This is a genomic window from Gracilimonas amylolytica, assembly GCF_002911695.1.
Classification (GTDB): Bacteria; Bacteroidota; Rhodothermia; order Balneolales; family Balneolaceae; genus Gracilimonas; species Gracilimonas amylolytica.
On the sequence record NZ_PQBS01000035.1, the window covers coordinates 107,656 to 131,849 of the forward strand.

Annotated in this window: 21 protein-coding genes; 11 read left to right on the plus strand and 10 right to left on the minus strand. The window is 42.3% G+C overall.

Going from position 1 to position 24,194, the window contains the following annotated elements:
- Positions 1-146: 146 nt before the first annotated feature.
- The 4 genes from C3B73_RS08465 to mtnA all read left to right on the plus strand — a co-directional run bounded on the left by C3B73_RS08465 (position 147) and on the right by mtnA (position 6,381).
- Positions 147-2,534 (plus strand): HD family phosphohydrolase, encoded by a 2,388-nt coding sequence (locus C3B73_RS08465; RefSeq protein ID WP_103665167.1) that lies wholly within the window; start codon positions 147-149, stop codon positions 2,532-2,534.
- Between the two features lie 2 nt (positions 2,535-2,536).
- Complete coding sequence (gene xerD, locus C3B73_RS08470; RefSeq protein WP_103665168.1) at positions 2,537-3,448, plus strand: site-specific tyrosine recombinase XerD; 912 nt, start codon at positions 2,537-2,539, stop codon at positions 3,446-3,448.
- An 89-nt stretch (positions 3,449-3,537) separates the two neighbouring features.
- Positions 3,538-5,241 carry a gamma-glutamyltransferase gene (gene ggt, locus C3B73_RS08475; RefSeq protein ID WP_103665169.1) on the plus strand — a complete coding sequence of 568 codons (1,704 nt, stop codon included), beginning with the start codon at positions 3,538-3,540 and terminating at the stop codon, positions 5,239-5,241.
- Positions 5,242-5,331: 90 nt separating this feature from the next.
- A complete protein-coding gene (gene mtnA, locus C3B73_RS08480; protein WP_103665170.1) occupies positions 5,332-6,381 on the plus strand; it encodes an S-methyl-5-thioribose-1-phosphate isomerase in 1,050 nt (349 codons plus the stop codon).
- On the opposite strand, the gene C3B73_RS08485 is transcribed toward mtnA, so the two are convergent.
- From C3B73_RS08485 to ytxJ, 3 genes are all read right to left on the minus strand, one after another.
- The gene (locus C3B73_RS08485; RefSeq protein WP_103665171.1) at positions 6,356-6,625 is read right to left on the minus strand and encodes a hypothetical protein; all 270 of its coding nucleotides are present in this window, start codon (positions 6,623-6,625) and stop codon (positions 6,356-6,358) included. The genes mtnA and C3B73_RS08485 overlap by 26 nt on opposite strands.
- A gap of 10 nt (positions 6,626-6,635) precedes the next feature.
- Entirely contained in the window at positions 6,636-8,252 is a 1,617-nt protein-coding gene (locus tag C3B73_RS08490) for a sensor histidine kinase (protein WP_103665172.1), read from the minus strand.
- 160 nt (positions 8,253-8,412) lie between these two features.
- Entirely contained in the window at positions 8,413-8,808 is a 396-nt protein-coding gene (ytxJ, locus tag C3B73_RS08495) for a bacillithiol system redox-active protein YtxJ (RefSeq protein ID WP_103665173.1), read from the minus strand.
- Positions 8,809-8,954: 146 nt separating this feature from the next.
- Here ytxJ and C3B73_RS08500 point away from each other — a divergent pair, with 146 nt between their 5' ends.
- Together C3B73_RS08500 and C3B73_RS08505 are read left to right on the plus strand one after the other, a co-directional pair.
- Positions 8,955-9,659: a metal-dependent hydrolase gene (locus tag C3B73_RS08500; RefSeq protein WP_103665174.1), complete on the plus strand. Its 705-nt coding sequence runs from the start codon at positions 8,955-8,957 to the stop codon at positions 9,657-9,659.
- A gap of 124 nt (positions 9,660-9,783) precedes the next feature.
- Positions 9,784-10,521: an acyl-[acyl-carrier-protein] thioesterase gene (locus C3B73_RS08505; RefSeq protein ID WP_103665175.1), complete on the plus strand. Its 738-nt coding sequence runs from the start codon at positions 9,784-9,786 to the stop codon at positions 10,519-10,521.
- Here C3B73_RS08505 and C3B73_RS08510 read toward each other — a convergent pair whose 3' ends face one another.
- The 5 genes from C3B73_RS08510 to C3B73_RS08530 all read right to left on the minus strand — a co-directional run bounded on the left by C3B73_RS08510 (position 10,522) and on the right by C3B73_RS08530 (position 16,659).
- A complete protein-coding gene (locus C3B73_RS08510) occupies positions 10,522-11,343 on the minus strand; it encodes an aldo/keto reductase (protein ID WP_103665176.1) in 822 nt (273 codons plus the stop codon).
- A gap of 81 nt (positions 11,344-11,424) precedes the next feature.
- The gene (locus tag C3B73_RS08515; RefSeq protein WP_103665177.1) at positions 11,425-14,193 is read right to left on the minus strand and encodes a T9SS type A sorting domain-containing protein; all 2,769 of its coding nucleotides are present in this window, start codon (positions 14,191-14,193) and stop codon (positions 11,425-11,427) included.
- Positions 14,194-14,280: 87 nt separating this feature from the next.
- Positions 14,281-15,582: a dicarboxylate/amino acid:cation symporter gene (locus C3B73_RS08520; protein ID WP_103665178.1), complete on the minus strand. Its 1,302-nt coding sequence runs from the start codon at positions 15,580-15,582 to the stop codon at positions 14,281-14,283.
- Positions 15,579-16,448 (minus strand): DUF92 domain-containing protein, encoded by an 870-nt coding sequence (locus C3B73_RS08525; protein ID WP_103665179.1) that lies wholly within the window; start codon positions 16,446-16,448, stop codon positions 15,579-15,581. The genes C3B73_RS08520 and C3B73_RS08525 overlap by 4 nt, the downstream gene beginning before the upstream one ends.
- Positions 16,411-16,659: a hypothetical protein gene (locus tag C3B73_RS08530; RefSeq protein WP_103665180.1), complete on the minus strand. Its 249-nt coding sequence runs from the start codon at positions 16,657-16,659 to the stop codon at positions 16,411-16,413. Before C3B73_RS08530 ends, C3B73_RS08525 begins: the two co-directional genes overlap by 38 nt.
- Before the next feature lie 92 nt (positions 16,660-16,751).
- Here C3B73_RS08530 and C3B73_RS08535 point away from each other — a divergent pair, with 92 nt between their 5' ends.
- The 5 genes from C3B73_RS08535 (at position 16,752) to C3B73_RS08555 (ending at position 22,713) form a co-directional block, all read left to right on the plus strand.
- Complete coding sequence (locus C3B73_RS08535) at positions 16,752-17,348, plus strand: Maf family protein (protein ID WP_103665181.1); 597 nt, start codon at positions 16,752-16,754, stop codon at positions 17,346-17,348.
- A complete protein-coding gene (locus C3B73_RS08540; RefSeq protein ID WP_103665182.1) occupies positions 17,349-19,196 on the plus strand; it encodes a tetratricopeptide repeat protein in 1,848 nt (615 codons plus the stop codon).
- Positions 19,197-19,202: 6 nt separating this feature from the next.
- Positions 19,203-20,471 carry an asparagine synthetase B gene (locus tag C3B73_RS08545; protein WP_103665183.1) on the plus strand — a complete coding sequence of 423 codons (1,269 nt, stop codon included), beginning with the start codon at positions 19,203-19,205 and terminating at the stop codon, positions 20,469-20,471.
- A 78-nt stretch (positions 20,472-20,549) separates the two neighbouring features.
- The gene (gene mazG / locus C3B73_RS08550; RefSeq protein ID WP_103665184.1) at positions 20,550-21,311 is read left to right on the plus strand and encodes a nucleoside triphosphate pyrophosphohydrolase; all 762 of its coding nucleotides are present in this window, start codon (positions 20,550-20,552) and stop codon (positions 21,309-21,311) included.
- 232 nt (positions 21,312-21,543) lie between these two features.
- Positions 21,544-22,713: a citrate/2-methylcitrate synthase gene (locus C3B73_RS08555; RefSeq protein ID WP_103665185.1), complete on the plus strand. Its 1,170-nt coding sequence runs from the start codon at positions 21,544-21,546 to the stop codon at positions 22,711-22,713.
- 105 nt (positions 22,714-22,818) lie between these two features.
- On the opposite strand, the gene xerA is transcribed toward C3B73_RS08555, so the two are convergent.
- Positions 22,819-23,661: a site-specific tyrosine recombinase/integron integrase gene (xerA, locus tag C3B73_RS08560; protein WP_103665186.1), complete on the minus strand. Its 843-nt coding sequence runs from the start codon at positions 23,659-23,661 to the stop codon at positions 22,819-22,821.
- A gap of 128 nt (positions 23,662-23,789) precedes the next feature.
- Positions 23,790-24,119 (minus strand): winged helix-turn-helix transcriptional regulator, encoded by a 330-nt coding sequence (locus tag C3B73_RS08565; RefSeq protein ID WP_103665187.1) that lies wholly within the window; start codon positions 24,117-24,119, stop codon positions 23,790-23,792.
- Positions 24,120-24,194 lie beyond the last annotated feature (75 nt).

Consider the following 24,194-nt stretch of genomic DNA (forward strand, 5'->3'; position numbering starts at 1 on the left):
CATCGGCAGAGCTTGTACCACTATCAAATCTTATTTTTTAAATACCCTCATAGAATCTCTTTTCACTGATAACTGTTTACTGCAAAAAGATTTGTAAATTAGGGTTTGGTTGTTAACCTTTGGTTGAATTTTAAAAAAGCTGCTTAATGAGCTTACTTGAAAAACTTGGTTTGAGTCAGAAGCGTAAAGAACTGGCTCCTCTCATTGGTGAGAAAAAGAAAAAGGAACAGGAAAAGTATTCCCTGAAAAGAAATCCATATTTAAGAGCACTCATCGTATTTCTATTTATTGTTATCAGTGCTTTTTCCTTGCCTAAAAACCCGGTCAGCTCCGGTTTAAATTATGCCCTGAATCAGCCCTGGCGAAATGCTGACTTAACGGCTCCTTTCACCTTTTCCATTCAGAAAACAGATGCAGAATTAGAGGAAGAACGGCAGGAGATCCGGGAAAACACGGCCCCTATATTCAGAGTTGATGCCAATGCTCCCATCACCATACAATCCAGACTCGATTCAACCTACCGACAGATGCAGCCTGTGTTAGAAGCTTATCATGACTGGCAGGTTTCAAAACAAACAACCCCGGCAACGGTTGATGTGGATAGCGCATATTTTGCCTCAACACTTGAAGAGTCAAACCTTGATCTGACCGGCAGCTCATGGCAGCTATTATTGGATAGCTATCATGAAGTACAGAATTCGAACCAGGCTCCTTCACAATTCATTGGAGTAACCGTCAAACAACAGCTGGAATTACTGATCGATCAGCTGATAGACCAAGGTATAATTGACAGAAATAAGGGCACTTTAAATACCAGTCAGATCACCATCAGAAATCCAAGGGAAAGCACGGAGCAGTCAGTTGACCTTGCGCGGATCAGAGACCTGAGGGAAGCCAATGAATTTGTTCAATTCCGATTAAACCGGATGTTCAATGAAGAGCAAGCAAGACTCGCTTTGGAGATCTACAATAAAGTTATCAGCCCAAACATGAACTACAGTGAGGAAGATACTCAGGCTAAACTTCAGGAAGCCTTAGCCGAGATATCGGAAACCAAGGGTGCAGTGACTCAGGGACAGGTGATCATCCGGCGTGGTGACCTTGTAAATGATGAACGGGCCAACATACTAAGAAGCCTTGCCGAGGCTCGTTCAGAAAATGCGACAGAAATTGAAAGGTGGGTACGTTTTGCCGGACAACTTATCATCATTGTTGCTGTCACACTCGTCTTCTTCATGTATATCTATTTATATAGGCGAAATATAACCTCTAATAATGCCTTATTCTTTCTGGTTTTCTTAACTCTTGGTTTGGTCTCTTTCGCAGGTGGATTTATCAACTATTTTGATATCGCGGACCCGTATATCATACCGGTGGCCATTGCACCCATCGTACTTACTATCATATTTGACTCAAGGGTTGGGCTTGTCTCATCCATCATGCTGGCCAGTTTACTTGGGCTTATTCATGGTAACAGCTTTGAATATATCGTTGCGACCTTTACAGCTTGTAGCCTTGGGGTATTTTCAGTACGAGACATAAAGGATCGTTCCCAATTTTTCTTTACCACACCGGGCATTGTATTCCTAACCTACGTGATCGTGATCGGGTCATTCAATGTAGCAGCACTCAGCGGATGGGATACTTTTTTGTCTGACCTGATGTACATCGCTATCAGCTCAGTGTTCATTCTATTCACCTATCCCATCATTCTTATCTTTGAAAAGATATTTGGTGTAACCACCGATTTTACCCTCATCGAACTGGGCGATACCAATCAGCCATTATTAAAAGATCTCATGAATAAGGCTCCCGGTACGTTTCATCATAGTCTTCAGGTGGCAAATCTGGCTGAAGCCGCTGCATCGGCCATTGGTGCAAACTCTTTGCTTTGCCGTGTGGGTTCCCTTTATCACGATATAGGTAAAATGGTTAAGCCTGATTATTTCGTGGAAAATCAGACCAAAGGATCCAACGAGCATGACAAACTAAAACCTCAAATGAGCGCTATGGTGATCAAAGCTCATGTGAGTGAAGGGGTTAAAATGGCTGAAGAGCATGACCTCCCGGGCAACCTCATTGACTTCATAAAGACGCATCATGGCACCTCTGTGATTCGGTATTTCTATGAGAAGGCTAAAGAAGACGAAAGCCTGAAAAGTATGCTGGAGGAAGACCAGTTCCGGTATGAGGGGCCGCTTCCATCAACCAAAGAAACCGGTATTTTGTTACTGGCTGATGGCATCGAAGCTGCATCACGGGCTATGAAAAATCCTACCTACAGCAAACTCGAAAACCTGGTTAACCGCATGGTAGATGACCGGGTGGCTGAAGGTCAGCTGAGTCACTGTCCTCTCACATTCAGGCATCTGCAGGTTATCAAAGAGACCTTCCTGAATATACTTGTGGGTGTTTACCATAGCCGGGTAGAATATCCTGAAGACAGCGAGAAACAGAAAAGTGAGATCAAGCAGAAGGCCTCACTTGATACTCCTACTGAACCGGTTCAGGAAAATGAAACTAAAGACGATTAGTTTTGGCTTTTAAGCAAGAACTTGATCTGTACCTTCAGTTTATCAAACTGGAAAAAGGTTTGAGTAAAAATTCTGTGGTATCCTACAAAAATGACCTTGAACGGTATTTTGTGTACCTCACCGCCGAAAAAAGGATCCAAGACTTGTCGGGGGTCACACTCGGCCATATAGAAGATTTTCTGAATTATCTGGTAGACGATGAACTGCTTTCAGCCAGTTCCCTTGCTCGAAACATCTCCAGTATTCGGGGTTTTCATGAATTTGCGGTGGTAGAGGGTATCACTAAAGCCAATCCTGCAGAGCTTGTGGAACTCCCTAAAAAGGCATCCAAGTTGCCCGAGGTTTTAGATCGGGACGAGATCGAAGCCATTCTGGAGACACCGGATCTTAGCTCCCCTGCCGGCATCAGGGACAAAGCAATACTGGAAACTCTGTACGGAACCGGGATGCGTGTAAGCGAACTTACCGGACTTGAGCAAGACCGTTTGATCTTTGAGATCGGGTTCATCAGGGTGATCGGGAAGGGAAACAAAGAGCGATTGGTTCCGGTTGGGGAGATCGCCCAGGATGCCATCTCTCACTACACAGAACACGTACGTCCTCAATTCTTCAACTCCGAAAAAGCCCATAAAGCAAAGAATAAAGTATTTTTGAGTGTGCGGGGCAGTGCCTTATCCAGAATGAGCATCTGGAACATAGTTCAAAAAGCAGCTGAAAAAGCTGAGATCAAGAAAAATGTGTATCCCCATATTTTCCGCCACTCATTTGCCACTCATCTATTGGAAGGCGGAGCCGATCTCAGGGCCGTTCAGGAAATGCTTGGGCATTCTTCTATCCTTACCACCGAGATCTATACACACATCGACCGGTCCTTTCTCCATCAGGTACATAAGGAATTTCACCCACGGGCGTGATCTTTTACTAAATAAAGCTTCCAAACTTTCGTTCTGCAAAAGGTGTAAACTTCTACTATTTTAGCCACGAATTAAAAAATCATCTACCTATGAAAGTAACCCGCTTCTTTTCCACACTACTCAGTCTCCTGCTATTCTCATTTATTACCACAGATATTAAGGCGCAGGTATTTGAATCAAAAAACTTTAAAAACGGGCTGGTGGTAACAGCCGATAAGTATGCTTCAGAGATCGGGAATGAAATTCTGATGCAGGGTGGTAATGCTGTAGATGCTGCCGTTGCTGTTCAGTTTGCACTTGCCGTTACACTACCGAGAGCCGGCAATATTGGTGGTGGAGGCTTTATGGTGATACGTTTAGCCGATGGTGAAACGGCCGCTCTGGATTTCAGGGAAAAGGCTCCTGAAAAAGCCACGCGTGACATGTATGTCAGAAATGGGGAATTTAAATCTGACCTAAGCTGGGAGGGAATCCTGGCAGTAGGGGTTCCCGGAACTGTGGATGGAATGATCAAGGCGTTAGAACGCTACGGAAAATTACCCCTCGATCTGGTTCTACAACCGGCTATTAAGCTTGCCCGGGAAGGATATAAGCTGTCATATTCGCATGCAGAATCACTCAATAATCATAAAGACACCTTTAAAAAATATCAGGTATCTGCTGAGTATTTCACAAAAAAAGATGATACTGAGTTCAAAGAAGGGGATCTATTTGTGCAAGAAGACCTTGCAAATACCCTTGAACGGATAGCTCGTTTTGGGCGGGAGGGATTCTATGCAGGTCCAGTAGCAGATGCTATTGTAAATGAAATGGAACGTTACAGAGGCCTTATCACCTATAACGACCTCTACAATTATGAGAGCCAATGGAGGGATCCTGTAGAAGTTGAATTCAAAGATTATACCTTACATATCATGTCTCCTCCCAGCAGTGGAAGTATTGCCATTGCACAGATATTGAACATGATCAATGATCACCCTTTAGAAGAAATGGGACACAATTCCGCTGATTATGTGCACTTGGTCAGCGAGGCTATGCGTCGGGCATTTGCAGACCGGTCTTACTATTTGGGGGATCCTGATTTTGTAAACGTCCCGGTTTCTGAGTTGATCAGTGAAGAGTATAATGATACAAGAATGGAAAATTTTTCAACGGATACGGTCACTTCCTCTGCTTCCTTGTCACATGGAGAAATAGCGGGGTTTGTTGAATCAGATGAAACAACGCACTTTTCAGTTGTTGACAGTGAAGGAAATGCCGTTGCAGTTACTACAACCCTTAATGGGTCTTTTGGAAGCCATGTTTCCGTTAGCGGTGCAGGTTTTCTTCTCAACAATGAAATGGATGACTTTTCAGCTCAACCGGGGGAACCTAACGCCTATGGATTGATCGGTGCGGAGGCTAACGCTATTGAACCCGGAAAGCGTATGCTCAGCAGTATGACGCCAACCATCGTGACTAAAAATAACCGGGTTGATATGGTACTTGGAGCTGCAGGCGGACCACGGATCATAACTGCCACCCTTCAAAGTTTTTTAAACCGTGCGGTATTTGATATGAGGCCACAACAGTCCACAGCTTTCCCTCGATTTCATCACCAATGGTTGCCTGATATGCTCTTTATCGATGATTTTGGCCTCAGCCCTGATACTCAAAATTTGCTTCAGGAAAAAGGCCATTCCATCTTCCCCATGCCCGGCATTGGAAGAGCTCATAATATCTATGTTGAACCGGATGGTTCATATTCAAGTGGAGTGGATCCCCGTGGAGATGGATACGCTGCCGGCCATTAGGCCATTACATAGAAGGATTTAAATTTGTTAAGGGAGCTCAGGTTAGCTTTATTGACTGAGCCCCATTTAATTAAAGTTCACGAATCATTCATGGAACCTGCTTACGAAACCATCACCTGGCAAGACGATCATTTAGTTATCCTGGATCAAACTCAGCTCCCTCTTCGGGAGATCTATTCTGATGTAAATACCATTGGGCAAGTTTGGGAGTGCATCAAAAATTTAAAGATCAGCGGAGCCCCGGCTGTAGGTATAGCGGCTGCTTATGGGTTGTACCTGGGTGTTAGAGACCTTGAATCAAGGAACTTTACGAGTTTCAGTGTAGAAATAGACCGATGGATCGATTATCTGAGATCGGCACGCCCAACCGCGATGAATTCAACCTGGGCTCTTCAACGCATCAAACAAACGATCTTTGCCAATAAGGACAAGGAACTGGATGAGATCAAGGATATCATCCTTAAAACTGCAAAAACCATTCATGCTGAAGACAAACGAGGGTGTAAAAACATTGGTGAACATGGTTCTCAACTCATAAAAAAAGGGGCTAAAGTTTTAATCCATGGTAACACGGGAGCTTTAGCAACCGGAGCATTCGGTACAGCTTTTTCAGTCATCCTGCATGCTCATGAGGCTGAAAAAAATATTCACGTTTGGGTGAATGAAACCCGCCCTCTTTTACAGGGAGCAAGATTGACCGCCTGGGAACTTGAAAAAACTGAGATACCCTATAAGTTGATCACCGACTCCACTGCCGGTTCCCTGATGAATAAAGGTGAGGTTGATATGGTTTTGGTTGGAGCCGACCGTGTTACGGCCAACGGTGATGTAATTAATAGAATTGGGACTTATCCCCTGGCGGTACTCGCCAAAGAGAATGACATTCCATTTTACGTAGCTCTCCCACTTTCAACTGTAGATCCTGAAACGGCTTCGGGTGGTGACATTGAGATAGAAGAACGTGAAGCAGAAGAAGTAACTCAATTTGGAAGTACCCCTATCACTCCCAAGAAAACGGATGCATTTAATCCGGCATTTGACCTCACTCCTCACGAGTACATTACCGGATTTATTACCGAAAAAGGCCTCATAGAACCAGATTTTGAAGAAAACTTCAGTTCTCTGTTTGATCGGTCTTAGTTCGATTCGACAAGGAATTATTATCAGAAGTTTTGGAAGAACTTTTGTCAAGAATGGAGTCCTCTTCCCGTCCGGGCATAGCCTGTTGATCTCGATGAATATTTGCAGTAACCCCAATTGAACTGCCAATAACCACTCCTACACCCATGCAAAGATATGGATTTAAACCTGTTAGCCAGCTTATCCCATATCCGATCCCTGCCCCTGTAACCGTTACCAATAACCAGATCAGAAAGCTTTTCATCTCATTTAGATTAATCTACAGGGATCTTTAAGATAAACGTAGTAACATTTGTTGAAAAGTAATCCAGTTCGGCATTGAGCTGCTTACTGAATGCCCGAATGATACGCATTCCTATTCCACTGGAAGCTTTGTTCTCAAAATTAGAAGGAAGACCCTGTCCGTTATTAGATACCTTCAAGGTAATCGTCTCGTCATCCTTACTTATGTCAATAACCACACTGCCTTTATCTCCGGTCTTAAAACCGTGATTACAAGCATTCATCACTAACTCATTTGTGATCAGTGAAAACGGTATGGCACGATCCATGTCTAAAGTAATGCCTTCATCTGCCTTCACCGTAAATTGAATATCTTTTTTATCTTTTCTAAGTGACTGCTCAACCCGGTTACTCAGTTTGATGGCGTAATTTTTCAGATCGACCTGACTGGCACTTTTGGTTTGAGACATGGATTCGTGAACAATGGTCAACGAACGGATCAAAGAGTGCGAATCCTTCAGGATCTGCTCATTTGTTTTATAGGTATCACTCTTTAATTGAAGTTCCAGTACGGCCAGAACCATGGTCAGGTTTGTCCTGACTCTATTGTGAATTTCGTTCAGCAGTTCATCTCTCTCATCAAGTGCGGCATTGAGTTTGACTTCATTTAAACGCAATACCTGAGTTTGTGAATCAACCTCATCCTTAAGGTTCTTGTTCCAGCTGCCCACCAGATAAATACTGCCAATACCAATGAAAAATACCAGTGAGATTGATATCCAGGTTACGATCTCAAACGACTCATTCACACTGCTTATACTTGAGTACAGTTCAGACCCCATGGCCAGGCCGGAGTTCATGATCTCAGACTCAATGGATTGCGAACCAAGTAACTTGGCAGAGATAATAAACATGGCCAATACTAAAACCACAACAGTGATCGTCGAATAGATCCACTTAAGAGAAACCTCTTCTTTTTCAGGAACATTGAATTTATTGCTTCGAAACCGATAGACCATTGGTGTAAAGAAATAGAGAATTGGCCCCGCTACCAACACAGATTGCAGGAACAAACTGACCCACCAGCTTTTCCAGATCAGAAGGGTTTCAAACAAAGGCAGGTTATAGAATCGGCTCCAGACAAAAGCCCCAAGCGAACAGGCTAAAGCTGCAAATAACGAAACTACAATATAGAATGTAAAGCTTCTTAGATCTTTGAGGCTCAGATCAAAAGAGACACAGTAGTACGACAAAGCAAAGATCGATAAGCCTAAAGTGAATGAGAATGAGTAGAGCAACGACCAGTACCATGTCATAGATGCTGTAAAGGCCAAAACAAAGGTGGAAACAAACACAGGTATGAATCCCCATTCAAAACCCACCCAAAACATCAATAACATTCCGATAAGCATTGGGATCTGTATCAAAAATACTTGTCCGATCTTATCCTGATTGAGGATGTCCGAAAAGCCAAAATAATTTTCAACAATAAAAACCGACGATATGCTGACTGCGATCAGTGCAACCCAAACTGTAAGTAATCCTAAAAACTTTAAGCTTCCGATCCCCTGTTCACCCAAAATGTAATCCATTGTGAGTGGTTGATATACATTTCCGGAAGTCACCCCGTTAAGTTCTTTACCCTCCATCAGTACTCCACATTAATAAGCGTTAACTGCATCATATATAAGCATTTAAAATGCTTTAAATTATTACGAAAATAAAAATATACAATTATCAAAGGTCAATCACATATTTAATGATACCCTACATAAATATTTTTTATTGAATGAACCTAAATTGGTTCCATTACTCAATGACATCGAGTATTGATTCTGTTCGTACATTTCCATGTGACGCTGTCCATATGACCTCACCATCCTTTACTATGATCACTTGCGGTGATTCATGACGTATGTTGAAATACTTTGAAATTTCACCCGATAAAGTCCTTTGGCCGATCACATCAACCAAATATCCATTTATGTTTTCAAACGTACTTTCCGGGATCTTTTGAAGATCCTTTAAGGCAAAGTAACTGGTGGCACACCGTGTGCTGTGCTTGTAAATAAGCTGTGGTTTTGAGTGAGAAGCTTCTTCAATTTCACTCAGTTCGGATGAAGCTGTCAATTTGCCCCATTTAGGGTTGACTGAGCCATCGCTCTCAGACTTAAAAATATCTCTAATGCTATCAAAAATACTCATCTACTTGTAATCATAGTTAATTCATCGGAAGTATAACACGGTTAGTGCTTAAACTTCTGCTATTATTTCCTATTTAACGAATCATTTTAGCCTGATTTTCATTTAATTACGTGTAAGAATCAAACAAGGAATTAAAATAGGAGTTTATGAATACACAAATTAAAGCTAAATGGCTTGGTCACTCAGCATTTAAGCTGGAAAGTCAAAGTGGCAAGATCATTTATATCGATCCATTCTTAAAAGATAATCCATCTACCCCTGACGAACTTAAAAAGGTGGATAAAGCAGATTATATTTTACTCACTCACGGTCATGAAGATCATGTTGGTGATACCGTTGAGATCGCGAAAAATACCGGAGCCAAGGTGGTCGGTATTCTGGAACTTGTTGGCATACTACAAGAAGAAGGCCTCCCTGAAGATCAGGCGGTAGGTTTCAACAAAGGCGGAACTATTCACTTTGAAGATTTCTCAGTGACTTTGGTTTCTGCCAATCACAGCTCCTCTTATAAAGGAAAATATGCCGGCGATCCCGGTGGATTGGTGATATCTTTTGAAGATGACATCTGTGTTTATCATATGGGCGACACCAACATATTTGCAGATCTAGAACTTTATGGGGAATTATATCGCCCGCATGTGGTCCTGGCTCCAACCGGAGATCATTTCACGATGGGGCCTGAGGAAGCAGCTTACGCGGTTGAACTCATTGGATGCGAAATAGCAGTTCCAATGCATTATGGAACCTGGCCTCCAATAGATAGCGACCCAAATGAATTCAAGGAGATACTTGAGGGTATCACTGATACAGAAGTGATCATCCCTAATAAAGGTGAAAACTTTTTAGTTTAACACCGGATCTTAAATAAATGGCCACAGGTCAATTCTGATCTGTGGCTTTTTTATTTCAACCTATGCATAGTTCATTCAAATATTACAGAACCGGACCTTTTAAACCAAAGCGTTACAATTTTAGATGAAAACTGATATCACAAAGTACTCAGAAGATTTCAAGATCAGAGCCAATGAGGTAGATAATGGCGGAAAAGCTACCTTGCCTGCATTATTTTCTTTATTTCAGGAGGTAGCCGGTAATCATGCACTTAAGCTCAATTTTGACATTTCTCAACTTCAGGAACAAGACCTGACCTGGGTTTTACATCGCATGGATGTAAACATCGATCGGTTCCCAAAATGGCGTGATGAGATCACCATCGAAACCTGGCCTGCAGCCGGAGATGCCTTGAAGGCTTTCCGGGATTACAGGATCCTGGATAAAAGCGGTGAAACGCTTGGGGTTTGTTTAAGCTATTGGATGATGATCAACATAAAGACACGCAGGCCGGCCCGTATGCCGGAAGAAGTACTGAATATGCGCCTTAAGGATATTGATCATGTTTTGGACCCAAAAGATACACGGTTAAAACCCTTTCAGGATATGGGTGAGTCATACTCATTCGACGTGAGAAACTCGGACCTTGACATGAATGATCACGTCAACAACGCCCGTTACGTTGAGTGGATCATGGAACACCACTCAGACACGGATTCTTCCCCTATCAACGTCATCGATATACAATTTCTAAGAGAGAGTGTAGCAGGAGATTCGATCGCATCAGAAGTTATAAAAACAGATGAGCATACTTACCTCCATCAACTAAAAAACCAGAACGGTGAGGTTCTGGTCTTAGCTGAATGTAAAAAAAACGGCTGATCAATTGTCCCAATCGGGAGCAAAATCAGGATCCACTAACCGCGTGGTTTTATCCAGATCATCGATCGCGTAAAAGTCATCATCCTCAAGCGCAAAATCATAGATATCTATATTCTCTTTCAGATGCTGTTCTGAAGATGCCTTGGGAATGGCAACCACTTGTTCCTGTTCTATCAGCCATCGAAGTGCTATCTGAGAAGGAGATTTCCCATACTTCTCACCAAGTTTCTTCAGCAATGGATCATCCATGACCTTACCCTGCGCCAACGGTGAGTAAGCTGTAAATAACAGGTCTTGTTCTGCGGCGTAATCAAGCAGGTCAAGCTGACCTAAGAAGGGATGGTATTCAACCTGATTGCAGAAAACAGGGGCTGCCAGCTCTTCGTTAAGTTCCTTAAGCTTAGACAAGGGATAGTTAGCCACTCCAATATTCAGTGCTTTACCCTGATCCCGGAGCGAAAGAAAAGCTTCCATGGTCTGTTCAATATCCACTTCGGGGTTTGGCCAGTGAACCAGCAGAAGATCCACATATGGTGTATCCAGCTCTTTTAGGGAATTTTCTGCCACTTTAAGTACATCTTTTTTATCAAGATGGGTATGCCAGATCTTAGTGGTAAGGAAGATCTCATCCCGATCTACGTGCGAGCGCTTTATCGCCTCTCCGACTTCCCGTTCATTTTTATAGCTTTGTGCGGTATCAATATGTCTGTAACCAAGATTGAGAGCGAGCTTTATGGCATTCTCCCCTTCCCTGCCAATTAATCGATGTGTTCCTAATCCGATCTCCGGTACTTCCACACCCTGAATTGTTTTAAATTGCATGATAGATATTGAGTAGTAACCTCTATGTTTTATTGATTGTTATAGTTATAAGAGTAACGGTTATAACTCCAAATATGTTCATTATTTGACTAATGTCATTTTTCGAGTCATAACTTTATCACCCACTTCTAACTGGTAGATATACATACCGCTTGGCTTATCGGTGGCATCCCATTCAAACTGCTGCCGCCCGGATGAAAGCCTGCCTTCAAACAGTACCGCTACAGGCTGACCAACGATATTAAATATAGACAACTTCACATCCCTCGATTCAGGTAAATAAAATGAAATGGTTGTAACCGGATTAAAAGGATTCGGATAATTTTGGTTTAGTTCAATTTCTTTCGGTACATCAGAAAGACTTTCCTCAGCCTGCTGGTTAGCAACTTCCGGATAGACCTGCACCTCAAACCGTTCTGTGTTTCGTGATCCATCACTTTCACTAAATGTATGGTCGAAGTTCAACGTAAAATCTGATCTCAGATCATATTCTTTATCATTGAATCTATCGAGTAATTTCACTGTCCAGCCGGAAGGAATATTCTCCCATTTCGTAACGGACAAAGTATAAGAATCATTAGTGGAGCCACCAAAACTCAATGGCATTGAAATAACCTGCTCGGCCGACTCAGGAATTGATACCACTTCAAAATATTCATCCCCTTGAATTGCTGAGAATGAAAAAGGAGAATATGAGTCGGGCAAGAATCCAGATAATGAATTCAGGTCTGTCTTATTTTCAACTAAATTCTCAGGATCTATCATTAAGTTGATCTCCTGTTCAAACCGTCCTGACTTCAGTTTTAGAGTTACTGATCCGGTATCAATATCATTTAGGTTTACAGTCTCATCAAATTCACTAATTGCACTGCTTAACTCACCCTTACTGATCTCAATATCCTTCGGTTCCATCTCATTTTTGATTCTGAGTATATAAATGGAACCGGGAGTCAACTTTTCTTTATTTGATAAAGATCTGAAATCAAGCAAGCCCTGAGCGCCTTTTGCTTGTTCAAAGAACTCAAATGTATTGGTGGAACTCTCAATTTTATCACTTATCAAATTCCTGAGCGCTCCAACCGGAATTTCTTCATCAAATGGAAGTGTAATCAGGTTCATACCTTCTGCTCCATTGATAACATCATTTTCATCCAGGTCAACTGCACTGAGTTTAACCATTACGGAGTTATCATTGCTACTTTTGGCTCTGAGTTGAACCTCATTATCCTTAAGTTTCTGAAGTTCGGTGTCACCGTAATCACCCAATACCAAAACATTCCCATTACTTTCAGCCAGGGTTTCAGGTGAATTGAATGTTTTCGTTTGATCATCCCAGATCAGCAGCTTCATATCCTGAGAAAGAGTTGCTGCCGTTTCAGATTTCATTGAAGTCAGGTTCCAACCACCTACACTGCTTTGTACAGAACTGACTGCTGTATCTCCGGGTCTTACTACCCGATCATTTTCATCATTATTCTTAGAATTATCTGCAACGATCGCATTGTTCTGTTCCGAGCCTGAATTTCTAAAACCTACCTGATGAATAATCTTACTGTTATAATTTTTAAGACTTAACAGTCCTCCGTCTCCAACTGTTAAGGAACGGGTCAAACCTTTCAGATTATATAAATGAACAGGACCTTCTGTAAAGTCTTCTCCCGATCCATCGAAAATTCTTAATTTTTTATAGGGGCCAATGACCAAAGAACTATCTATGCCTAACGTGAAATTATTTGTTTCCAATACCCATCCTTTGACCGATACATCTGAATTTTCGAGATTACTGATCTCAACATAACTCCCTCTCTCCCCTTTGTTAGAAACATCTGAAATAACCAGGTTTGGCACTTTTTTATCCTCTACCATCACATTGTGTGATATAAAATCACCGAGTGAGCCGTCAGTTAAATTGGTCAGGTAAAAAATTCCTCCTTCACGACCCTCAAAATTAGCATCCTCAGCTACAGGGATTGGAACCTTGGTTGTGTATGTTCCCACCAACCCTGTAAAATTCAAGGTCTGGGCCTTGTAGCCTGAAAAATCCATGGTATCAGCAGAACTTTGAGAGGCTTCAAATGCCACATCTACTGATATCCGGGAACCGTCATGTTCAAATATTGAAACCTGAAGTGCTGCGGTGGAATCTCCTTCAAGATAGGATGAATATGTATTTTCAAACATCACAACCGGTGGTTTCAGCACATTAAAGCTAACTCCGAAGGGAGAGATCGGTGTATCACTGCTTTTCCAGTTCGAGGCTTCACCCAAAAATTGCAGGATCATGTTTTGAGTACCGCTAGCCCCATTTTTTATGAAATACTGATGATTAGGTTTTACACCAAGTTGAACAAATGAGTTTTCCGTTTCATTTAAAACCGGGGGTATTTCAGTAGCCAGCATTTCTGCATCTTCGGAAACCGATCCGAAATTCAATCCGTAGATAAACCGATAAACATTCTCATCCTTTTGATAGACGTAAAACTGATTTTGCGTTCGCCTGAATGGTAACCTACCGTTGAATTCATAGTTCTCGGTACTCTTACCATTAATATGAATGATACTACCGGCCTGAACCGGATTCAAGAAACGCAGTGATGCTTCCGTGCCGGTTAACACATTTGTTGAAGCATCCCATATTCCGGCAGATAGATAGATCTCAGTACCTTCTTCTACATCAATAAGCGGAACCAGGTCAACGGTATTATTGGATGCGTTCACGGATACCACGGCCACATCGCCCGGCAATAATATAGATTGGGCTTCAGCCTGAAATCCCAAAAGAGAGATCAGGGTAAAAAGGGCGATATGTAGGATTTTAATTAAGTGTTCAGATAGTAACTTTATGGCCATAGGCACCGTGGTTACTTAAAAAAATGTCTATCTAATTAACATATTTTCAGGCATAAACTCATGTAAAATTTCCTGAAATTTGAGATTCTAATCATCGAGGTGGGCTTCGCTTAAAAGTCCCTCTGAAGAGGCAACAGCCACAGAAACCGCAGCATCGCCGGTGATATTGACCATGGTTCGGAACATATCCAGGATCCTGTCTACCCCTAAGATCAGAGCAATTCCAGCCGTTGGCACCTGAACCGATTCAAGTACAATAACAAGCATGATGATCCCGGCACCCGGAACGCCGGCTGCACCTATGGAAGCAGCGGTGGCGGTTAACACGATCGTTAGCTGCTGAACGAGAGTCAGATCCATACCAAGTGCCTGCGCAATGAATACCGCTGCTACTGCCTGATACAGGCTGGTACCGTCCATATTTACGGTGGCACCAATTGGCAGAACGAAACTCGCGACCTCATCTTCCACACCCAGGTTCTTCTCAACCCGCTCCATGGTAACCGGAAGGGTTGCCGCACTGGAACTGGTACTGAAACCGAGCAACATAGCCGGCTGAATAGCACGGAAAAAAGTGCTCAATTTCATGTTACTGGTGGCCTTGAACAAACTGGCATACACCACAAAAACGTGGATCGTCAAACCGATCAACACGGCCAGACAATACCAGCCTAGGGCATAAAGCAACTCCAGGGCCTTGCCAAGATCATCACCTGCGAGATCTATCAACAGTGAGGCCATAAGTGCAAAGACCCCATAGGGAGCTGTAAGCATGATGATCTCCACGATCCGGATGATCACGTCATTGAAAGCATCGAAAAAGTTGGTAAGTGTTTCCGCTTTCTTTCCACCGATCTGTATGATCCCAATTCCAAGAAGAATTGCCACAAATACAACCTGCAGCATGTTGGAGTTATCAGAAGCAGCACTAAAAAAGTTTTCAGGCACAATATCTACAAAGAAATCAAGCGGTCCGCGCTCCATGACTTCCATAGCAGCTTCATCCTTTCCTTCCAGCGATTCACTGTAGGTAGCCTGAAGTTGTTCCCTTGTTTCTACCGGCAGTGATTTTCCCGGCTTCATGATATTTACTGTAGCCAGACCGATACTGATCGCGAATACGGTTGTGATGGCATAAATTGCAACGGTCTTACCTCCCATCCGGGATAACTGAGCGGTATCGTTCAGGCTTGTAACCCCTGTCACTAACGAGACCAATACCAAAGGAACTGCTATCAATACAAGCAGTTTTATAAAAATGGTTCCGATCGGTTTGATAAATTCCTGTGTAAAATCATTCAGCCCAACAAGGTTGGCTACCAGTCCCCAGATCAAGCCAAGAACTAAACCGATAATGATTTGCCAGTGTAATTTTCTATACCATTTCATATGCCAGTAATTAAAATTATGATAAAACTTATGATCGTTGCGATCCCGGCTGAGATCCAGTTAACCATGTTGTTGCTAACATATAGCTTGTCGATCCCAAATAACCGAAATCCAAAGAGTTCGATTTGTTGATATTGGTAACGGGCGCCAATGTAAGAATCCGTGAGACAACCTAAAAATCCAAGAGCAGATATAGTGATCGCTTCAAACAAATTTCCATTTTCAGCCAGTAACCAATACAAAATTCCTATGAAGGCAGCCCCCAGAATTCCACCAAGTGTACCATAAAAGCTAATACCGCCATCGGTTCCGGGTTCAACTTTTTTCCAGCTTGTAATAAGCCTTGTTTGTGACTTAAACCGCCTGTAACCGATCTCAGTAGCCCATGTATCGGATGTAGTTGCTGCTAATGATGCCGAGGCAGCCACCAAAAACTCTGGTTGTTTGGTAAAAAACCAGATCAAAATTCCTAAGCAGAACCAAAAACCATTGGCCCAAACCTGTTTCCCATCTCGCCTGAATTTTTTCTCGAGAAACCCTTCTTCCGACACCTGATCTTTTGACAGAATGGAACCCGAAATAAAAAATGCGAGCACCAAACCGGCGCCTAATGTTCCTCCAAGCCCATAGGCGATCATACCAAAAATGGTAGCTGATACCGCCCCATCAATAGTTAACCAATTGATGAGAAAAGCAGTGAACGTTAAAAGAAATGCTAATAATAACCCTATCAGTATTTGTTGATGGGTGATTGCTCCGCTATAAACTGTAAAGACAACGATTATTGATAGGGAAAAAAAGATATTTACCCAACGGTCTAACACGGGATTAACCGGGGTTTGTAGAAATATCTTCGTCTCGGTCATGTTTCATGATCGCAAAGATCACAAGAACGTACCCTGCCATGATCACAATTGGAGAAATGAAAAGAGAAATAAAACCATTTACTTCATTCTCTAAATACATGGCTGTGAATCCACCAACTATAAGCAATATCGCAAAACCGATCATCTTATAGTTATACGCAGAAAAAAACATTGGTTGGTCGACTGCTTTTTTACCTTTTCGTTTTGCCATGTTCTTTTGCTTAAATTAATTCAAATTACTTCAGTGAATGACGGACAAAGTTATTTAATAATCTGATAAACCCAAAAGCTCAAAACTCATACATGCAGGTAATTCTTGCCTCTCAAAGTCCCAGGCGAAAAAAACTTTTAGAACAGATCGGGTTGAGGTTTATGATATCCCCCAGTAGCATTTCTGAAGATTCAGATCTCACTGACCCGGTTGCACTGGTTGAAGAACTGGCTCTGGAAAAAGCAAAGGATGTCGCAAAGCATCACTTTCGATCTTTGATAATTGGTTCAGATACTGTTGTGGTACACCGGGGCAAGATCCTTGGTAAACCTACTGACGAAGAAGACGCCATTCAAATGTTAACGGATCTTAGCGGCACAACTCATAGTGTTTATACGGGTGTGGCTTTTGTAAAAACAGACGGGAATGGTCAAACCTCTGACACCCTAAGTTTTTATGAACAGACCAAAGTAACATTCAGCACGTTGGATGAGTCCGATATTTTAGCGTATGTTAAAAAAGGGAGTCCCATGGACAAGGCCGGAGGTTACGGTATTCAGGATGATCATGGTGCCCTGTTTGTAGAAAAGATCGAAGGTGATTACTACAATGTCGTCGGGTTTCCGCTGAACCGATTTTACCGAGAGCTCAAAAAGTTCTCTCCTGAAACCAAAATTCAAATTCAGTAAATGATCAAGCACATCACATATATTCTTTCATTCTTGTTTTTACTGTTGAGTACAGGCGTGATGGCTCAAAATAGCAGTGATTATCAACTGGCCGTTCGGCTCATACAGCAGCAGGAGTATTCCGAGGCACTTCCTATTCTGGAGGAACTGCATCAGAAAGATCCAGACATGTATGTTTATGCGGATCGATTGATCGACTGTCTGATTCAAGTCAAGGATTATGATCGTGGATTAGAGATAGCCGGAAAATTTAAAGGAAGGCCTAATTTTGATGCGCAGATCAAGATCCGGATCGGGGAGCTCAATCACTATCTGGGTAATGAAGAAAGAGCCCTTGAAATATGGAAATCGAACATCAGCGAGAATCCAAAACAATATCAGATCTACATAAACACAGCCCGAAAAATGGTAGATCGACGGGAATACCTCGAAGCTGTGGATGTTTACAAACAAGCGCGTACAGACCTGCAGAACAAACAACTCTTTTTTGGGGACATCGCCAATGCCTACATGCAGGCCGGGGAATATGAACTTGCCATCAACGAATGGCTGGCTCTTTTGGAAGAATCCCCTAATCAGATCACATTTATCCAACGCAGTCTGTTACGATTTAATGACCCCATACTGTACGATATCACAATTGTAGAACTGAATGACCGGCTATCTGATATCTCTGTCACTAATTCACTGTACAGAACTTACTATGAACTTCAGATCTGGCTGCTTCAGGAAAATAAGCTGTACCGCAGGGCATTAGCGGCCGCAAAAGAATACGAAAACCGTTCAAACAGCTACAACTATTCAGTCTTCAACCTTGGCAGGCAACTTGTGGAAAACAATGAATTTGAACTCGCCATTGACGCCTTTTCATTTTATACGGATAACACCTTTGGTGAATTAAGGTGGCGAAGTCTTGAAGAACTCTCAGAAACCTACTCACGGTGGGCAAAATACCTGGATGATTTCAGTCTCGAGCGCCAGGCCAATAGTGACAGCCTGTATAATTTATCGATGGCCATGCTGGATTCCATCGAAACAGAGACGAACAGTTATAGCCGTATGAGTCATGTTTTTCTAAAGAAGGCTGAATTATCTTTGGATCATATTTTCAATCTGGAAACCGCTGAACGATCACTGGAAAAGCTTAAATCCACCTCAGGTACAGTTGAACAACCTGAGATCCCCTATCTTGAAGGAAGGATCCACCTAAGTAAAAAGGAATTCCCCCAGGCCAGGATACAGCTTACCCGTTCCAATAAGATGGCAGAGATCGGTGAGATCGCAGAAAAGACACGATATTTCCTGGCATTGACGGATTTTTACGCCGGTGATTTTGAATTTGCTACCATTCAGCTCAAAACCCTTGGACGTAACAACACCTCATTTTATGCCAATGATGCGCTGGCATTAAGGCTTTGGCTACAAGATGGACTGTCCATCGATACTACCGGTTCTAACCTTAAAACATTTGCTGAAGCTGTGTTTTTAGACAATAATGGAAAAACAAGACAGGGAGCTGAGATCTTTTCAGACATCATTACTGACCCGGAATTTTACGCACTTAAAGACGACGCCATCCTATTTTATGTACAGTCTCCTTATATCCCGGATGAGGATAAATATACGGCGTTGAATAACTTTTTAACCGCCGGATCGGAGTCACCTGTAAAGGAGAAACTGCTTTGGGAAAAAGCCCTCCTTTCTGAAAGATTAGGTGATTCCACTCAGCTTTCGGTTCAACCCGCGGAAGATATATTTGAGGAGTTGATATTATCCTATCCTACCGGCTTTTATGCTCCATATGCCCGTGAAAAACTGACTGAATTTTCGACTTCCAAAAACTCCTGAGAGATTATGAAGACCAAGATCATTTCAATCATTCTGTTTTGCATAGCACCGTTCATGTATGTTCAGGCTCAACAACACATACTTGTAAGTATGGATGCTTCACAAACGAATCATCTTAAAGCCTATGGTGTGGTATTCAACCATATTGTGGATGGTTATTCTGCTCAGTGGTTACTGAACTATCGCGGAGGCAGTTTCTTGGTACAGGCTGAAAATGATATCATCCGTAAAAGCAGGTTACGTAATGTTTCTTTTGAGACCCTTAGTTCGGCCGAGGTAAATCGTATCATTTCTGAGGTTGAAAGTAACAGCAGTAATACTGCGGTAGTGCCACTTGAAAAAGCCCCAAAGATCGCCGTTTATACCCCTGATCAAGCGCTCCCCTGGGATGATGCCGTAACCCTGGCGCTAACCTATGCTGAAGTGGAGTATGATAAGATCTGGGACACTGAAGTACTGGAAGGTAAATTGGATGAATACGATTGGCTGCATCTTCACCACGAGGATTTTACGGGACAATACGGAAAATTCTGGGCCAGTTATAAAAGCATGCCCTGGTATATAGCCCAGGTAAAACAAATGGAGGCCATGGCCGAAAAACTGGGTTTTTCATCCGTAAGCGAGCAAAAAAAAGAAGTAGCACGTACCATTAAACGATATGTCGGTAACGGCGGCTTCCTGTTTGCCATGTGTTCAGGAACCGATACCTTTGACATTGCCTTAGCTGCCGAGGGCGTTGACATAGCCCCAGAACAATTTGACGGGGACCCCGCCGATCCAAATGCACAGGAAAAACTCGACTTCAGCAAGACCTTTGCCTTCGAGAATTTTCAGTTAAAGACCAATCCATCTGAGTATGAACATGCCGATATTGATGTTCCGGTTTCAATTAACCGGGTAGATCAATCCCTTGATTTCTTTACACTGTTTGAATTTTCAGCCAAATGGGATCCGGTTCCAACCATGCTTACACAAAACCATGTGAGCAGTGTTCGAGGTTTCTATGGGCAGACCACTGCTTTTCAAAAGGATAAAGTAAAATCATCAGCTGTTATTCTTGGTGAAGCTCCCGGTCGTGATCAGGTTAAATACCTGCACGGTAACTACGGAAATGGAACCTTTACCTTTTATGCCGGTCATGATCCGGAAGACTATACGCATCGGGTGAACGACCCTCCCACTGACCTGGCCCTGCACCCCAACAGTCCCGGATACCGACTTATACTGAACAACATTCTGTTCCCTGCGGCTCAAAAAAAGAAGAAAAAAACTTAATGAGCGTTCATTGCTCAATGTTAAGTGTTAAATTTAAGAGTGCTTGAAAATCGAACCTTTAACACTACACATTTTAGCATGAAGCCCACCCGAAACTTTGAAGACCTCGTTGAACTGGTAGCCATACTCAGGAAAGAATGCCCCTGGGACCGAAAACAAACCCACGAATCCATCAAAGATAATTTGATCGAGGAGGCCTATGAAGCCATTGAAGCCCTCGACAACAAAGACTATGACGAGTTCAAAAAAGAGATCGGGGATCTGTTACTGCATGTGGTCTTTCATTCAAAAATGGCCAGCGAAACCGAGACGTTCGACATTGGGGATGTGATCTACACCCTGATGGAAAAACTGATCAGGCGTCACCCCCATGTATTTGGAGATACCGAAGTTGACGGAGAAGAACAGGTATCGGAGAATTGGGAGAACATAAAGCTGAAGGAAGGGAAAAAATCGACCCTGGATGGCTTACCGGTTCACCTGCCGGCATTGATACGGGCACAACGCATGCAGGAAAAAGCCGCCAATGTAGGCTTCGACTGGCCGGCATGGAAACTTGCCTGGGAGAAGCTGGATGAAGAATTGCAGGAATTCCGGCAGGCATTAGAAAATGGGAATCAGGAAGAGTTGTCAGATGAATTTGGAGACGTGCTATTTTCGCTGGTAAACGTAAGCCGATATTTTGACCTGAATGCGGAAGACAGCCTGCGTCAAACCAACAGTAAATTTGAGCAACGCTTTCGCCATATCGAAAAACGTTTGAAAGAAAAGGACAAAACGGTCAAGGATTCCACCCTTGAAGAAATGGACCAATTCTGGGAAGAAGCCAAAAAGCTTTGAAGGTGAAAATTCAGCCCTTCACACTATCTTCAAATTAACCTGTTTCATTACAATAGTTTAAACTTTTTGACTTAAAATTGTGCGTCGGTTTTACTATATTCGATGCCCTTCTCAAAAAGAGAACAGGAAAAATTCGTACCGACTTTAAACGTTGTGGAAGTGAAATTCGTTAACAGCGTTAAGTTGGCTCTTATCGAGTACTACATCTTTAACAATAAAATTTGGAGTAACAATGTCAGAAGGCATTCACACAGGCTTTGACGAGCAACAATATCCGCACATTAACAGAGGTTTAGATGGAATCGTAGCTTTTTCTACGACCAAGAGTTTTATCGATGGTCAGAAAGGTGAATTGATCTACTCGGGTTATCTAATCGACACCCTGGCAGAAAACGCAACCTTTGAGGAAGTTTGCTTTTTGTTATGGAATGACCGCCTCCCAAATGCCAAAGAGCTTGAAAGTCTTAAGACATTATTGATCGAAAACCGGGAGCTCCCTCAGCCTATCCTGGATTATATCAACGCCACGGATAAAGATGCTGAACCAATGGCTGTGCTTAGAACAGCTGTTTCAATGCTGGCTGATTTTGACGACACCAAAGGCAAATATGACCCTACTCTTTTTGAAGGACAAGCCATAGCCATCACAGCCAAGATCCCAACTATTATAGCCGCATTTGATCGTGTTCGTCATGGTAAAGATATCGTGGCTCCCCTTAAGGAAGGCAGCACGGCTTATAACTTTCTTTACATGCTGAATGGCGAGAAACCGGGTGAGCAAGCTGAGAAGACCATGGATCTCTGCCTGATACTTCACGCAGAACATGGCATGAATGCTTCCACCTTCACAGCCCGTACTATTGGAGCTACTCAATCTGATATGTACTCTGCCATCACCGGAGCTATTGGAGCTCTTAAAGGTCCACTGCACGGTGGCGCCAACACAGCGGTTATGAATACCCTGCTTGAGCTGAAGGAACAAGGTGATGATGCCGACGCTGTAGCTTTCACCAAAAAGAAACTTGAGAGCAAAGAGAAGATCATGGGCTTTGGTCACCGTGTGTACAAGACCTTTGACCCTCGTGCCCGATTGCTTCAAACCATGGCAAAAGATCTGTCTGAAGAAACCGGACATCAGGAACTTTACAAGTGGTCTATGGATATGCTCAATACCATGAAAAATGAAAAGAATATTGATCCTAACGTGGATTTCTTTTCAGCCACTGTGTATTACTCCATTGGAATTCAACCTGACCTTTATACCACCATCTTTACAATGAGTCGTGTTTCCGGATGGACAGGACACTACATTGAGCAAGCGGCCAACAACCGACTGATCCGTCCACGTGCTCTTTACGTTGGAGAAAAACACCTGGATTGGGTGCCGGTTGAAGACCGATAAGAAAGATTGATATTACCTCCATTTATAAAGCCTGTTCGAATCTCGAATGGGCTTTTTAATAGTTAGACCTATTGCTTAAGCTTGTTTGGACATCCACCTACTTAGTTAAAGATTCAGATTTTCAACCGGACTTTTGACCTCTTTAAGTGTTCGCGAAGATACATGAGTATAAATTTGAGTGGTTGAAATATGTTTATGCCCCAATAGTTCTTGTATGAATCTTGTATCAGTACCATTATCCAGCAAATGAGTAGCAAAACTATGCCTGAGTGTGTGGGGTGTGGCCTTTTTATTGATCTTACACAATTTTTTGTGCTTTCTCATCAAAGCCTGAATTGAAGATGAAGAATATTTACCTCCACCCTGCCCTTCAAATAAATATTCTTTTGGCTGATATTCCTTTACGTAATCTCGTAGTAAAGTCAGCACTTTTTCAGACAAAATGGAATATCGGTCTTTTTGTCCCTTTCCTTGATGAATTCGGATTTGCATGCGGTCGGAGTCAATATCTCTGATTTTCAGATTCAGAAGTTCCCCAATTCGTAGACCTGCCGAATAGATCATAGTGAAAATGGCCTTATGCTTTATGTTGGTGAATGAATTCAGAAACCTCTCTACTTCTTGAACCGAAAGTACTACCGGAATTCTACTGGGCTTCTTCATTTTGATGTTGAAATCAAAATCAATGCTCTCATTTAAAACCTCTTCATATAAAAACTTAACGGAAGCAAGCAATTGCTTCATCATGGAGTAACTGTAACCCAGCTCCTTTTTACAATGATGAAAGAATAGGTCCAATTCTTTTGAAGAAACTTCAGGGATCTGATTTAAGCTGAGATACTGAAGGAAAATATTCAATCCATTCAGGTAAGCTTTAAGTGTATTCTCACTATAATTCTTTAGCGTAAGCTGATGTTCGTACTTTGATATTAATTCCGATTTCTTCATTTTATCCTCAATATTTTAAGAATAACATGAATAAAACTTGCGTACGAAGCAAGGATAACCTCAATAGCGTTGGCTATATGCCAATGTTGGCAGTCATTGTAACGAAACGCGGTCTACAACGACAGCCTTTAAGGTTTAGCCAAAATATTTTGATTTCCCCACGCTGCAATTTCATCGAAAATTGGAGACAGACTTTTACCCAAATCGGTAAGCGAATATTCTACTCTTGGCGGGATTTCTTTGTATTGTTTTCGACTGATTAAACCGTCTTTTTCCAAATCCTTTAATTGTTCGGTTAGCACCTTTCTTGAGATATTTGGAATGCGGACGGCAATTTCACCAAAGCGTTTAGTACCAAAAGCAAGACAATACAAGATAGGTGTTTTCCATCTTCCACCAATCAATTCGAGTGTTGCAGCTACAGGACATTTAGTATTTTCTGTTGTTTTAGTTACCATTTGGTTACCGCTTTTTTAAGTTACCTTTTGGTAACAAGTTACTTATTAAAACTATTATTAGTTACTTTGTGAAAC